Source organism: Mycobacterium intermedium, from assembly GCF_002086275.1.
GTDB classification, from domain to species: domain Bacteria; phylum Actinomycetota; class Actinomycetes; order Mycobacteriales; family Mycobacteriaceae; genus Mycobacterium; species Mycobacterium intermedium.
The window spans coordinates 1-13,483 of sequence record NZ_MVHT01000039.1; the positions used below are offsets into that span (position 1 = coordinate 1).

Sequence of the window (13,483 nt, forward strand, 5' to 3'; positions counted from 1 at the left end):
CTGGAAAACACCCGCCGAAGCCCTCGACGAACTACTGTCAAACCCGCCCACCGTTGCATCGACCGCTTGAAACCGCCGGCACCCCGCGGTACGTAAGCCACACATTCGACGCCAGCGTCGACCGACACCCCCACACACCCACCGCCGACCGTGCGGCCTACGGCCCCTAAACGGCACCCCGCGGTACTTAAGCCCCACATTCGACGGCAGCGTCGACCGACACCCCCACACACCCACCGCCGAACGTGCGGCCTACGGCCCCTAAACGGCACCCCGCGGTACTTAAGCCCCACATTCGACGGCGGCGTCGACCGGGCCGCCGGCGGCCTCCACCCTCACGCGGGCGGTACGGCGCGCGCCGCCCAGGTGAAACTCCGCATTTCGGGCAGCCGCTCGCACAGCTGGTCAGCAACCAGCCGGCCGATCCGTTCGGCGTCGGCGACCGTGGTGTCGGAGGCGACCCAACCCTCGACCTCTACCCGCAGCGTGCGCCCAGTCCACCGGGCCCGCGCATGTGCGTGCACGACACCATCCGTCTCGGCCGCCACCGCTTCCGCGGTTTCGATCACCTCGGGATCAACCCCGTCCAGCAACCGATGTCCGATGTCAGAGGTCACCTCCCACCCGACGTGGCAGATGAATCCCGTCACCACGATGCCGGCCACGCCGTCGGCCCATTCCCAACCGGCGGCCACCGCGCACAGTCCGACCAAGGCGCCGGCCGAAGATAGGGCATCGAGCCAGGAGTGCTTGGCGTCGGCGATCAGCGTGGACGACTGGATGCGGCGTCCGACCACCAGCTTGTAGCGCGCGACAAGCTGGTTGCCGACGATACCGAGCGCCGCCGCCGCGATACCCCAACCCACGTGATCAGTGGGGCTGTGCCGCACCAACTTTTCCACGCTCTCCCAGCCCGCAAACACGGCGCTCACCCAGATCACCAGCGCCACACCGATTCCGGCGAGGTCTTCGGTGCGTTCGCGGCCGTACGGGTAGCGCGGACTCGCCAAACCACGCGATCCCCAAAAGCCGACGAACACGACGATGCTGGTGGTGACGTCGGCCAGGTTGTGCAGCGCGTCGCCAAGCAGCGCCGCGGAACCGGAGACCAGGGCGACCGCGAGTTCGAGCACGCCCGTCAGCGCCAACCCGAACGCACCGATGACCACCGCGCGGTTGGCCCGTCGTCGCTCGTCGCGATCGTCGATCACATTCCGAAGCGGGAAACTTGTCGCCGGATCGCGTACGCCGCTCTTGATGTGCATGCCGGTAAGCGTGACACGACGACGCGCCGCGGTCACGACACCTCGCGGAATTCGGTGTGCCCTAGCGCGGTTGCTGTACCCATGACCTTTCCCGCTCTCAACCATGTGGCGGTCACGGTGCGTGACCTTGAGGTCAGCGGTCCCTGGTACCGGGACCTCATCGGAGCAGACCCAGTGGTTGACGAACACACCGACGCCGGCTTCCGGCATCTGGTGTGGATATTGGGTAGCCGAACCGTCTTCGGCATCCACCAACACGACCGCCAGGCGCCAGACGAGAAATTCAGCGAGTTCCGGGTTGGCCTGGATCACGTCGGTTTCGGCTGCGCTGACCGCGCCGAACTGGAGCAGTGGGCCGCCCGCCTCGATGACCTGGGCATCGAGCACGGCGGGATCGTGGACGCGCCCTACGGCTCGGGGCTGAGTTTCCGCGACCCCGACGGCATCGCGTTGGAGTTCTTCGCCCCGCTGGGCCGCCAATGAACGCTCAGCGCACAGTGGCGAAGAACGCGCGGACGTCCTCGACGAACAACTCGGGCTGTTCCAGCGCGGCGAAGTGCCCACCGCGCGGCATGGTCGTCCAGTGGGTGATGTTGTAGACGGGCTCGCACCAGGAGCGCGGCGCGCGCAGCAACTCCTTCGGGAAAGCCGCGACGCCCGTGGGCAATTCGACCCGGTATGACTCCCCCCAGACCCGGAAGCTCTCCCAATAGAGTCGCGCTGAGGAAGCGGCGGTGGCGGTGACCCAGTACAGCATCACGTTGTCGAGCAGTTCGTCACGGCTGACCGCGTTCTCCGGATGCCCGTCGCAGTCGGTCCAGGCCCAGAATTTCTCCACGATCCACGCCAGTTGTCCCACAGGCGAATCCGTCAAGCCGTAACCGAGCGTCTGCGGTCGGGTCGACTGCTGCTTGGAATAGCCGGTGCCCCACTTGCGGTGGTGGTCCAGCGCCGCCAACGCCGCCTTTTCCTCCTCCGTCGGATTCTTGAACGTCTCGGCGGTCGGCCGACCCATCGGCATGTTCAAATGGATTGCCGCGCAATGCCCTTGGTTACGACCGAGCTGGGTCGTCACTGCGGCTCCCCAGTCACCGCCCTGGGCGCCGTAACGGTCGTAGCCCAGTCGCAGCATCAGCGTCTCCCAGGCCTCCGCGATCTTCTCGACACCCCAGCCCGTGCGGGTGGGCTTGCCGGAGAATCCGTAGCCGGGCAGCGACGGACAGACAACGTGGAAGGCGTCTTCGGCGCGGCCGCCGTAGGCAGTGGGATTGGTGAGCGGCTCGATCACCTTGTGAAACTCCACGATCGAACCGGGCCAGCCATGCGTGATCACCAGCGGGAAGGCGTCCTCGTGCGGCGAGCGCTGATGGATCAGGTGGATGTCCAACCCGTCGATCTCGGTCACGAACTGGTCGAAGCGGTTCAGCGCGGCCTCGCGCGACCGCCAGTCGTAGTCGCCGGCCCAATAGGCGGCCAGGTCACGGGTGTACGCGAGCGGGATGCCCTGGCTCCAGTCGTCAACGCATTCGGCTTCCGGCCAGCGGGTGCGCGAAAGGCGCGCCTTCAGGTCATCGAGAACGTCGTCGGGTACGTCGATGCGAAACGGCTCCACCCGCGGGCCTACTTCTGCGTCGATTCGCGAATCAGCACGCCCACGACCTTGCCATACCCTCCCAAACCCGTCCACGAGGTGGCGAATCAGGCGCCTACAGTTGCGCCAGCAGGAAATCGGCGCAACGTTCGCCGATCATGATCGCCGGGGCGTTGGTGTTGGCACGGGGAATCCGCGGCAGCGCCGACGCATCCGCGACCCGCAGGTTATCCACGCCGCGCACCCGCAGTTGCTCATCGAGCGGACTGTCGGGTTGGCTGCCCATCGCGACGCTGCAGGCAGGGTGGGCGGTCGTGATCGCGGTGCTCCTGATGGACGCCTCGACGTCGGCTCCCGGGCCGGGCACCACCTCGTGATCGACGGCCGAAGCGAGCGGCTCGGTGCCGATGATCTCCCTCGACCGCTGCACCGCACGGACCATCGCGTCGATGTCCTCACGTTCGGAGAACATGTTCAGCCGGATTGCCGGTGGGACCGCAGGATCCGACGAGCGGATCAGCACGCTGCCGCGGCTCTTCGGTGTCCAGTACGAGTGGATGACGGTCAACGCGGGCTCGAACTTTCCCGATTGGCTATCGGCAAGGGCGTCGCCGGGAGTGAAGGCCAGTTGGAAGTCGCAGGCCGGTAGGTCGGGCGCTGACCGGATATGCGCCACCGCTTCCACCCCGTTACTCGTGAGCTTGCCCCGTCGCTGAAACAGCCACTGCAGCAGCCACTTTGGGTTGGCGGCGTCTGCGAGCCCGACGAAACCGGGTGCCAGCCGCCAGATACCGAACGCATTGGGATGGTCGGCCAAACCCTGGCCCACGTTGGGGCTGTCGACAATCGGGGTGATCCCGAGTCCGACAAGGTGATCCGCTGGGCCGATACCGGAGAGCTGCAGCAGTTGCGGCGTGCCGAACGCGCCGGCGCTCACCACGACTTCCCGGTCGGCACGAGCCCGTTGCAGACGACCCCCGCGACGGTATTCGACGCCGACGGCCCGACCGTTGCTGATGACGATCCGGTTGACCACGGCCTTGGTGACGACGGTCAGGTTCTTCTGGTTCCGCAGGTAGCCGCGCGCGGTGGTCCAGCGCTGGCCGTTGTGAATGGTGACGGGGCTGATGGCCGCGCCGTCCAGATCGGGGCCGCTGACGTCGTCGGTCGCGGCGACCCCGGCCGCGCGTGCGGCGGCGACGAAGCGACGGGACACCTCGTCGGGTTCGGCCACGCGGGTAATGCGCATGGGTCCCCGCTCGATCCGCTTGAAGACCGGCGCCACGTCTTCCCATGCCCAACCTGGCAACTGCCAGCCGTCGTAGTCGAGGTCGCTCCCCCGGACCCACACCATCGCGTTCATCGCGCTGGTCCCGCCCAGTACACGCCCGCGCGGCTGCGGGATCTGCCGGTGGTCGCAGCCCGGTTCGGGCTCGGTCTGGTAGGCCCAGTCCAAGGAGGTGCCGAGCTGGCGCGGGAACGCCAGCGGTGCGCGCACCGTCAGGCGCCGGTCCGAACCGCCGGCTTCGATCAGCAGTACGCGGGCTGAGGACTCCGTGGCCAGGCGTCCCGCCACCGCGCAACCGGCGGAACCGGCACCCACCACCACGAAGTCGTACGAAGTCATCAAGCCCCGATCATCTACGCATTCCGCGCCGCAACTATTGGCATTTTCGCTGATGCTCGGCTTCGGCAAAGCGCCGCATGCTGGCTAGCATGAGCGAAACAAGCTGGAGCGACGTAACCATGAGCGAGCTTCCGACCGGAACCGTCACGTTGCTGCTGGCTGATGTCGAGGGTTCGACGCGGCTGTGGGAGACTCAGCCCGAGGCCATGAAAGCCGCTGTCGCGCGACTCGACGCGACGCTGTCCGACGCGGTCGCCGCCCATCACGGCGTCCGCCCGGTGGAGCAGGGCGAGGGTGACAGCTTCGTCATCGCTTTCACGCGCGCCGCCGACGCGGTGGCCTGCGCGTTACAACTGCAACTTGCCGCCCTGGCGCCGATCAAACTGCGAATCGGCCTGCACACCGGCGATATTCAGCTCAGGGATGAGGGCAACTACATCGGTCCGACGATCAACCGCGCGGCCCGCCTGCGCGACCTGGCGCACGGCGGCCAGACCGTGCTGTCCGGAGCCACCGAACCCCTTGTCGTCGACCAGCTTCCGGCCGGAGTGACTCTGCTGGACCTGGGCTCGCACCCGCTGCGCGATCTGCCCCGGCCCGAACGGGTGACCCAGCTGTGCCACCCGGATTTGCACAACGACTTCCCTCCGCTGCGTACTGTCAATATCGTTGCCGCCGAACGACTTCCGATGCAGCTGACCAGTTTTGTCGGACGGCAGGCGGAGGTCAAAGGCATCCGCGATGCGCTGGCCGACAACCGGCTCGTCACCCTGACCGGTGCCGGGGCGCAGGCAAGACGCGGCTGGCGGTGCAGATCACCGCTCAAGTGGCCACCGAATTCGCCGACGGCATTTGGTACGTCGACCTGGCACCGATCACCGACCCTGACGTCGTGCCACTCACGGCGGCACGTGCTTTGGGGGTAACAGACCAACCCGGTCAACCGACGACGGACCTGGTGGTGCGGTTCCTTCGCGAGCGTGAAGCACTGGTGGTGTTCGACAACTGCGAGCACCTGCTCGACGCCAGCGCCGAGCTGATCACCGAACTGCTGCGCGCCTGCCCGGGCCTGACGCTGCTGACCACCAGCCGCGAGCCGATCGGGGTAGCCGGCGAAGTGAGTTGGCGGGTGCCGTCCTTGTCGCTCGCCGACGAGGCGATCGAACTCTTCGGCGACCGCGCTCGTCGCACCAAGCCCGACTTCCGCATCAGCGTCGACAATGTCGATACCGTGACCGAGATCTGCCGCCGACTCGACGGCCTGCCGCTGGCCATCGAACTTGCCGCCGCGCGCGTCCGCGCCCTGTCCCCAGCCGAGATTCTGCGCAGCCTGCACGACACCTTCCGGCTACTGACCGGCGGAGCACGCACGGCCGTGCGCCGTCAACAGACGCTGCGCGCTTCGGTGGACTGGTCGCACGAACTTCTGAGCGAGCCCGAACAGGTACTGTTCCGCCGCCTCGCGGTCTTCTACGGGGGCTTCGACCTCGACGCCGCCCGGGCCGTCGCGGGCGACGGCCTGGAGCGCTACCAAGTGCTCGACCAGCTCACCCTGCTGGTCGACAAATCACTCGTGGTTGCCGAAGACACTGCGGACGGAACCCGCTACCGGTTGCTGGAAACCGTCCGCCAATACGCACAGGAAAACCTGCACGAGTCCAGTGAGGGCAACGAGGCCCGCAACCGCCATCGCGACCACTACACCGCGCTGGCAGGACTGCTTGACACACCGGTCGCCGGAGAGCATCAACGCCGCATCGAGCGGGCAGGGATCGAAATCGACAATCTGCGAGCGGCTTTCGCGTGGAGCCGGGAAAACTCGGATACCGATTTGGCGCTGGGCCTCGCGTCGTCATTACTCCCGCTCTGGTTGTCGCGGGGGCTCATGCAAGAGGGGCTGAACTGGTTGGGTGCGGCGCTCTCCGATGTGGACTGCGACGGCAACGAAGCGGCGCCGGCGCGGGTGCGGGCGTTGGTGCACAAGGTCGTCTTGGAGTCCTTCAGGGGCGTGACCGCCGATCTCGATAGCACCGAGCGCGTCCTGGCAGCGGCCCGCAAACTCGGCGATCCAGCACTCGTGGCGCGCGCGCTGACCGCCTGCGCGTGTCACGCCGCCGACGACCGCGACTTGTCAGTCGCGTATTTCAGCGAGGCGGCGGGCGTCGCGCGCGACATCGACGATTCATGGTGGCTGGGCCAGACACTAACCTTGGAGGCAATATTCGCCCTGCTGTTCGGCGAACCCGTCGCGGGCCAGGTTGCCGCCGAGGAGGTTCTTCGAATTGCCGACCGGGTGGGCGACAAGTTCTTATCGCGCCAGTGCCGTTACGTTCTGGGCTGGGCCCAAATCCTCCGCGGCCAGCTAGCTGAGGCGCTCACAGCGCTTCGTGAGGTCGAGGAGGAGTCCACAGCGGCCGGCGATGCCTTTTTCTCCATGCAGGCAATGGCAATTCAAGCGATCGCGCTTGCCTACCAGGGCAACATCGAGGCCGCTCAAGCCGCCTCCGAACTCGCCTTTCAGCGCGTAACCGATCTCTTCGCCACCTTCACCGGAATCGTGCATGCGGGCTCCGCTTACGTGCACCTGGCCGCGGGCGACGCGTCCGCCGCGTGGGAAGCGCATGAAACGGCGCGCAAGCTCACCGGGTTGGATCCGCAACTTGCGCCCATGCACGTCTTTGCGGCATTGGCTCCGTTGGCTTGTGGTGATCTCACCGCGGCGCGTCGTTGGGCCGACGACGTGGTATCCGCCACCAGAGGTTGGAGCCTAGGCGCATCCTTGACAACCCGGTCGCGCGTCGAGATCGCTCAGGGCGAGATTGGCGCCGCCGAACGCGACGCCCACGACGCCCTGGACTTGGCGGCCCGCCTCAAGGGAGACCTGCTCGTTCCCTTTGCCCTCGACTGTCTCGCCACCGTCGCGGCCGAATACGGCAACGAACATTCGGCTGCGCGACTATTCGGCGCCGCGGACGCGGCACGCCGGCATATGGGCATAGTGCGCTTCAAGGTACTCGATGCCTACGACGAAGCCCGGGTGGCCGTGTTACGGGACACCTTGGGCGACAACGACTTCGACACAGCATGGGCGGAAGGCGCGGCACTGTCGATCGAGGAGGCGATCGCTTACGCGCAGCGTGGCCGCGGCGAACGCACCCGGGCCACCAGCGGTTGGGCATCGCTGACGCGCGCCGAGTTGGACGTGGTCCGGCTCATCAGTGCGGGTCTGGCCAACAAGGACATTGCCGCGCGCCTGTTCGTCTCGCCCCGCACCGTGCAGGCCCATCTCACGCACATCTACACCAAACTCGGGCTGACCTCGCGGGTGCAGCTCGCCCAGGAAGCATCGCGACACGGAGCTTGTTAGGACTGCGCCAGAGGGGTAACACAGCATGCATGCAACCCGTTCGAACGCTCGCCCGTACGACGTCGCGGATTGCGCGGTCGCTGCCGGTCATTAATCGCGTCCTCGGCAGCCATGACAGCCTGCCGTTAGAGGAGCGGGTCGTTTTCGTCACCGGCGCAGCCCGCGGGCTGGGCGCAGAAGTCGCCCGCCAAGCCCACGCAGACGGCGCCCATGTCGCTCTGGTGGGCCGCCGTCTGGAACCGTTGCAGAAGCTTGCCGGCACTCTCGGGGACCGCGCCGCCGCTTTCGAAGCCGACGTCACCGACGTCGAGGCGCTGCAGCGCGCCGCCGACGACACGGTGGCCACCTTCGGCGGGATCGACGTGGTGGTGGCCAACGCTGGGATTGCGCCTCCCGACCAAACCGTCGCGACGATCTCGCCAGATGATTTCGAGCGGACCGTAGAGGTGGACTTGCTCGGTCAGTGGCGTACCGCCCGAGCGACCCTGCCGGCCTTGATCGATCGGCAAGGGCACATCTTGTTCGTGGGTTCCATCTACGCGTTCTTCAACGGCGTGCTGGCCGCCTCCTACGCGGTGAGCAAGGCCGGTGTCGAACAGTTGGCCCGGGCACTGCGGGTCGAGCTGGTGCCGCACGGGGTGACCGTCGGCATCGCTTACCTCGGCTTCATCGACACCGACCTTGCGGCCGACGTGTTTTCACAACAGCACGCGGCTCAGGTGCGCCAGGCGGTCCCGGGCTTTCTCACTCGGCCGATAACGGTCGCCGACGCCGCCGAGGCGGTTCTGGACGGCGTCCAGCGTCGCGCCGCCCGGGTGACCGCGCCGGCGTGGGTGGGACCGATGCTAGCCACGCGCGGCATCACGACGAGGCTGATGGACAGCATCCTGCTGCACAACGCCGACGTCGCGGCGGCGATCACCGGCGCCGAAACCGACAGCGACAGCGACGGTTCGGCCTGACTACCGGAACGCCCGGTTCCCGTACCGGTCCAGCGAGACGAACTCGCCGACCGGCCGGCGCGTCGTGGGACCATACTTGCCCTTCGGCCAGCCCAGCGGCACCACGGCGACCGGGGTGACATTCCAGGGCAGGCCCAGCGCGCGCTTGGCCGCGAACGTGTTCCACAGCGGCAGCGTGATCAAGGCCGCGCCCAGCCCGGCCGCACGCGCCGCCAGCAACAGGTTTTGCACCGCGGGATAAATGGACCCGTAAGCGCTGGTGACGGCGAGATTCGGGCGGGGCGGAATGACGCCTTTGAGGCAGGCAACGACGATGACCGGTATCTCCTCGAAATGGTCGGCCTGCCACCGCACGGCCTTCTCGATGCGCAGCATCTTCTCGTCCATGCGCTTTTCCAGGGCACGTTTGTAGAACGGGCCGAAGACATTTATCGCGGCGCGATTCAAACGTGCCAGCTTGCCCACCACCGCGCGGTCCTTGACGACGATGAACTCCCAGTTCTGTGCGTTCGAGCCCGTCGGGGCCTTCATGGCCAGTTCGAGGAGATGCAGTACCAGCGAATCGTCGACCGGGTCGCTCTTGAGCCGGCGGATCGCGCGCTGGGTGCGCATCGCTTCTTCGAGCGGCATGTTCAGGGGTTCTGGGTTCGTCATGACCACGATTCCAGCAACCCGGTGAGCTCGCTGGCAATGCTTCGAGAACTTATCGTGAGTTGATGCGGCAGATCCGGGCGTCCCTGATGAAGTACGTCGGTGTGCTGTCGGTGCTGATCATGGCTTGTCTTGCCTGGCCTTCGGCGCACGCCGAAGCGACCTATGGACCGGGCACGTATGCGGTACCCGCTCAGCTTCCCTACGGCGTCTACACCGCCAGCGTCGACCAGAACGACTTTGGACGTGCCTGCTCGTTCAGCACCTGGACCAGCGATTGGAAGTTCCTGACGGGCGACAGCGGGAGCCCAACGAAAACGCTCGTCGCCGTGATCCAGCCGCCGTTGGTCGCGAATTTCATCACTCACGGCTGCACGCCGTGGACCAAGGTGCAGTGAGTCGTCCCCCGGTTAGGCCAGATTCACCGTCATCGAACTAGTCTTTTTGCACATGTTGCGATTGCTGGCGTTTTTCGCGGTAGTGATGGTGTTGGCTGGCTGCGGTGGCGGCAACCATGCCGCCAACAAGCCGGCGGCCGGCCAAGCGGTGGTGATCGTTTCCGGTGGGGATGCGACGAGCCCCTTCACCACCCCCGACCAGGCCTGCGCCACGGGGCTGGCCGCGGGTAACACGGACACCGCGATCCGCGAGTACCTGCTCAAGCAGGGCTACACCGTCTACACCTCCCCCGCCATGGCGGGCCGCGGCCAAGTCACCGATCAAACCGGTTTCGGTCCATTCGCGATGTGCCCGGTGACGCTGCCAGAGACCATGACGGTGAACTCGCAGGGAAGCATTGACACCGCGGGTGAGCATCTGGCCCGGTTCTTGACCTGGCTGCAGACCGAAAAGGGCGTCACCGAGGTGGACCTGATCGGCCATTCCATGGGTGGCCTGTACTCACGCGCCGCAATCCGAGTGCTCACCGGCACCAACTCGACGCTGAAGGTCCGCTCGCTGACCACCATCGGCACACCCTGGCAGGGCGCCTATGTGGCCGACTACGCCAATGACGCGGTGCCGCTGAGCGATTGCCTGGGAGACCGACTCTGCGAAGACGCCATGAAAGGATTCAAGACCGAGGTGCAGCGGCTGGTGTCGGGCTCCGGGCGTGAGGTCACCAATGCCTACCTGCAGGGCGACAACGGCTGGAACCAGTTTCAGGCCGGTGTGCTCGACAAAATCCCGGTGGTGCTGATCGGTGGTAACAAGTTCACCAAACCCGGTCAGGTGAACCCCGCTGTGTGGCCTAACGACGGCATCGTCGCTCTTCGCAGCGCGCTGGCCACCGACGTCCCCGACTCGGTGCTGCCGCACCGACGCTGCTACACCTTCGATGACACCCACAGCATCTACGTCTCCAACCTGGCCGGGCTGGACTGGAAGACCGGGCTCACCTGGGATCCCCGGGTGTTCGACGTGCTGAACAACGCGCTCAAGGACGCACCGACGGCGCTCGACACCCCCAACCGGCGGGACTGCCCCGAACCTTCGCGCCGCTAGCCGAGATCCCGATCAGACGGTGTCGGATCCCGGCACCCGCGCCGCCGTCGAGCCAACGTGGTTCATTCGCCGGATGATCGCGTACTTGTGGACCTCCGTCGGCCCGTCATAGAGCCGGAATCCGCGGATGTCCCGGAAGATCATCTCGATCGGCGTTTCGTCGGTGACGCCGATGCCCCCCATGACCTGGATGCAACGGTCGACAACTTTGAAGAGCTCCTCGGACACGAAGGCCTTGCTGATCGAACTCTCGTGCCGCCCCTTTTGCCCCTGGTCCAGAACCCAGGCCGTGTACCAGATCGCCAAGCGGCACTGGGTGAGCGCAATCTCGTTGTCCGCCAGCATGAACCCGACGCCCTGGTGGTCGATGATCGGAGAGCCGAACGCGGTTCGGGTCTTCGCATGCTCCAAGGCGATGTGCTGAGCGCGCGAGGCGGCACCCAACCAGCGCATGGCGTGCGTGAGACGTGCTGGGGCCAAGCGCATCTGCGCGTAACGCATGGCCTCCCCGACCTCGCCGAGCACGTTCGCTGCGGGCACCCGCAGATCGTCGAAGACGACCACGCCGTGCCCTTCGACGTAATTGCGGTCCATCGAGTTCATCACGCGTTCGATGACGATGCCGGGGTCGTCACCCTTGGCCAGGAACAACGTTGGTCCGCTGCGGTTTCCGTCGTCGACCACGTTGGCCATGATGATCCAGGTGCCCGCACCGTTGGCTCCGGTGATGAGCCACTTTCGGCCGTTGATGACGTAGGAGTCGCCGTCCCGTCGCGCCTCGGTGAGCAGTTGCGAGGGATCCGAACCAGCCCCGCCGGGCTCGGTCATCGCGAACACCGACCGGAACCGCCCGTCGAGAACGGGCTTGAGGAAGACCTCGGCCTGCTCGTCGGTGGTCAGCTTGTCGAGCAAGAACATGTTGCCCTCGTCCGGCGCAGCGCAGTTCATCGCAACGGGGCCGAGGGTGGACCATCCGGCCGCCTCGTAGATCACCGACTGCTCGATGTGCGAGATTCCCTTGCCGCCGAATCGCGGGGACGCCTGCGGGGTGAGCAGCCCTTGCTTGCGGGCCAGCTCGACGAGCTCCTGCCGCAACTCGTCATTCGGACCGTGCTGGGTGAGCCGCGGATCGCGCTCGTAGGGAATGATTTCGTCGATGACGAACTGGCGGACACGTTCGCCGAGTGCCGTCAGTTCCTGCGGTATGGAGAAGTCGATCACGGAGCCGTCCTGTTCGTGTGAGTGATCAAATGTGTTCTGTCGAAAGACAATCTGCGGTCACCGCCAAGACCGACGTCGCAATGCGGTTGAACGCGGCGTACTTCGGGCCAACGAGCGCGCCGCGTTGATGCAGCACGAACATCTGCTGCCAGGCGATCGCTAGCCGCAGTCGGCCCAACGCCAGGTAGAACCCCACCGGCACCGCTTCGCGTCCTGCCGCGGCGAAGTATTTGGCCGCGAGCGCCTTTCGGTGCGGGAAGCCGGGCTGCAGTGATGGCGCCAACCCGAGTTCGCGAATGACTTCGGCGTCGTCAGGCTGCGCCCAGTAGGACAGCGTGACGCCGAGATCGAAGAGCGGATCGCCCAGTGTCGACATGTCCCAGTCGATCACGGCGGCGGCCGCGCCCGTTTCGTCGAAGATCACGTTGTCGAACTTGAAATCATTGTGCAACACAGTGGGTTTCACGCAAGGATCTGGTGCGGCGGTCTCCAGCCAGGACACGATGTGCTCGACAGTGGTGGGTGGCGATCCGTCGAACGCATTGTGAGCCCGCCGGTTCCAACCGCTGATCTGGCGTGCGATGAAGCCGTCCGGCCGCCCGAGCTCGCGGAGTTCAGGATGTGCGTCGAGGTCGATCGAGTGCAGGTCCGCGAGCGCGGTCACGAATTCGTCGGCCAGCCGGGCAGCGGGGATGTCCGCGAGTTCCTCGGGGATCGCGTCGGACACGACCGTGCCCGGCCGGTATTCGATCAGCTGGAATGGGCCGCCGAGTACCGAGGTGTCCTCGCAGAAGGCGACCGCGCGCGGGGCGCGGCGGTAGTGCGCGTGCAGGCGACTCAGCACCCGGAATTCGCGCGCCATGTCGCTGGCGCCCTCGGCCAGCGGTCCGCTCGGCGGGCGGCGCAGGACCACGGGTTGGCCATCGACCCAGATCAGGTAATTCAGGTTGGCCAAGCCGTTGGCGAACTGGCGAGGTTCCGTCGCGTCGAGCGTCATCCCGCGGCTGCGTAGCCAGGCACCCAGCGCCGCCCAGTTCTGCGGTACGCAGTCAGCACGCAGGCTGCGCTCTGATACGTCACCACGGTCGTGGCGTGCGGTCATCGGGCTCCTTCGTCCGACGTCGATGGCGGGCGCATCCCCTGAGGCGTCCGTTGATCAGATGGCCCCCGCAGGTCGGGATGTCGTCAATCAGCCCATCACGGTACCCACGGTCCGGATGCCGCGTCGGGGTCACCCTCTCGACCCGTGACTCAGCCTCGTCGTCGCTGAATAGAGCCGTGGACTGCTACACCGCG

At 66.4% G+C, this 13,483-nt stretch carries 10 protein-coding genes and 1 pseudogene; 5 read left to right on the forward strand and 6 right to left on the reverse strand.

Features of this window, described 5'->3' with window-relative positions; genetic code table 11:
- Window positions 1-335 precede the first annotated feature (335 nt).
- Entirely contained in the window at window positions 336-1,265 is a 930-nt protein-coding gene (locus tag BST27_RS15185; protein ID WP_069421198.1) for a cation diffusion facilitator family transporter, read from the reverse strand.
- An 81-nt stretch (window positions 1,266-1,346) separates the two neighbouring features.
- On the opposite strand from BST27_RS15185, the gene BST27_RS15190 reads away from it, so the two are divergent.
- Entirely contained in the window at window positions 1,347-1,748 is a 402-nt protein-coding gene (locus tag BST27_RS15190; protein WP_069421199.1) for a VOC family protein, read from the forward strand.
- A gap of 4 nt (window positions 1,749-1,752) precedes the next feature.
- On the opposite strand, the gene BST27_RS15195 is transcribed toward BST27_RS15190, so the two are convergent.
- Both BST27_RS15195 and BST27_RS15200 read right to left on the reverse strand, forming a co-directional pair.
- Window positions 1,753-2,877 (reverse strand): epoxide hydrolase family protein, encoded by a 1,125-nt coding sequence (locus BST27_RS15195; protein ID WP_069421200.1) that lies wholly within the window; start codon window positions 2,875-2,877, stop codon window positions 1,753-1,755.
- 94 nt (window positions 2,878-2,971) lie between these two features.
- Window positions 2,972-4,483: a GMC family oxidoreductase gene (locus BST27_RS15200; protein ID WP_069421201.1), complete on the reverse strand. Its 1,512-nt coding sequence runs from the start codon at window positions 4,481-4,483 to the stop codon at window positions 2,972-2,974.
- 77 nt (window positions 4,484-4,560) lie between these two features.
- Here BST27_RS15200 and BST27_RS15205 point away from each other — a divergent pair.
- Both BST27_RS15205 and BST27_RS15210 read left to right on the forward strand, forming a co-directional pair.
- Window positions 4,561-7,850 (forward strand): annotated as a pseudogene (locus BST27_RS15205) (LuxR C-terminal-related transcriptional regulator).
- Between the two features lie 29 nt (window positions 7,851-7,879).
- Window positions 7,880-8,812 (forward strand): short-chain dehydrogenase/reductase, encoded by a 933-nt coding sequence (locus BST27_RS15210; RefSeq protein ID WP_069421202.1) that lies wholly within the window; start codon window positions 7,880-7,882, stop codon window positions 8,810-8,812.
- Here the strand turns inward: BST27_RS15210 and BST27_RS15215 are convergent, their stop codons facing one another.
- Entirely contained in the window at window positions 8,813-9,466 is a 654-nt protein-coding gene (locus tag BST27_RS15215) for a nitroreductase family protein (protein ID WP_232007391.1), read from the reverse strand.
- A 62-nt stretch (window positions 9,467-9,528) separates the two neighbouring features.
- Between BST27_RS15215 and BST27_RS15220 the strand changes: the two genes are divergently transcribed.
- Window positions 9,529-9,861, forward strand: coding sequence for a hypothetical protein (locus tag BST27_RS15220; protein WP_069421203.1), 333 nt, complete (start codon window positions 9,529-9,531; stop codon window positions 9,859-9,861).
- A 52-nt stretch (window positions 9,862-9,913) separates the two neighbouring features.
- A complete protein-coding gene (locus tag BST27_RS15225; protein WP_079220020.1) occupies window positions 9,914-10,966 on the forward strand; it encodes a PGAP1-like alpha/beta domain-containing protein in 1,053 nt (350 codons plus the stop codon).
- A gap of 12 nt (window positions 10,967-10,978) precedes the next feature.
- Here BST27_RS15225 and BST27_RS15230 read toward each other — a convergent pair whose 3' ends face one another.
- Window positions 10,979-12,187: an acyl-CoA dehydrogenase family protein gene (locus BST27_RS15230; RefSeq protein ID WP_069421204.1), complete on the reverse strand. Its 1,209-nt coding sequence runs from the start codon at window positions 12,185-12,187 to the stop codon at window positions 10,979-10,981.
- Window positions 12,188-12,212: 25 nt separating this feature from the next.
- Window positions 12,213-13,289, reverse strand: a complete 1,077-nt coding sequence (locus BST27_RS15235) for a phosphotransferase family protein (RefSeq protein WP_079220021.1) — start codon at window positions 13,287-13,289, stop codon at window positions 12,213-12,215.
- Between the last annotated feature and the right edge of the window lie 194 nt (window positions 13,290-13,483).

Bases quoted from the DNA above. Each gene is read 5' to 3' on its own strand.
- BST27_RS15185 (WP_069421198.1), bottom strand. From the start codon at position 1,265: ATGCACATCAAGAGCGGCGTACGCGATCCGGCGACAAGTTTCCCGCTT.
- BST27_RS15190 (WP_069421199.1), top strand. From the start codon at position 1,347: ATGACCTTTCCCGCTCTCAACCATGTGGCGGTCACGGTGCGTGACCTT.
- BST27_RS15200 (WP_069421201.1), bottom strand. From the start codon at position 4,483: ATGACTTCGTACGACTTCGTGGTGGTGGGTGCCGGTTCCGCCGGTTGC.
- BST27_RS15210 (WP_069421202.1), top strand. From the start codon at position 7,880: ATGCAACCCGTTCGAACGCTCGCCCGTACGACGTCGCGGATTGCGCGG.
- BST27_RS15215 (WP_232007391.1), bottom strand. From the start codon at position 9,466: ATGACGAACCCAGAACCCCTGAACATGCCGCTCGAAGAAGCGATGCGC.
- BST27_RS15220 (WP_069421203.1), top strand. From the start codon at position 9,529: ATGCGGCAGATCCGGGCGTCCCTGATGAAGTACGTCGGTGTGCTGTCG.
- BST27_RS15225 (WP_079220020.1), top strand. From the start codon at position 9,914: ATGTTGCGATTGCTGGCGTTTTTCGCGGTAGTGATGGTGTTGGCTGGC.
- BST27_RS15235 (WP_079220021.1), bottom strand. From the start codon at position 13,289: ATGACCGCACGCCACGACCGTGGTGACGTATCAGAGCGCAGCCTGCGT.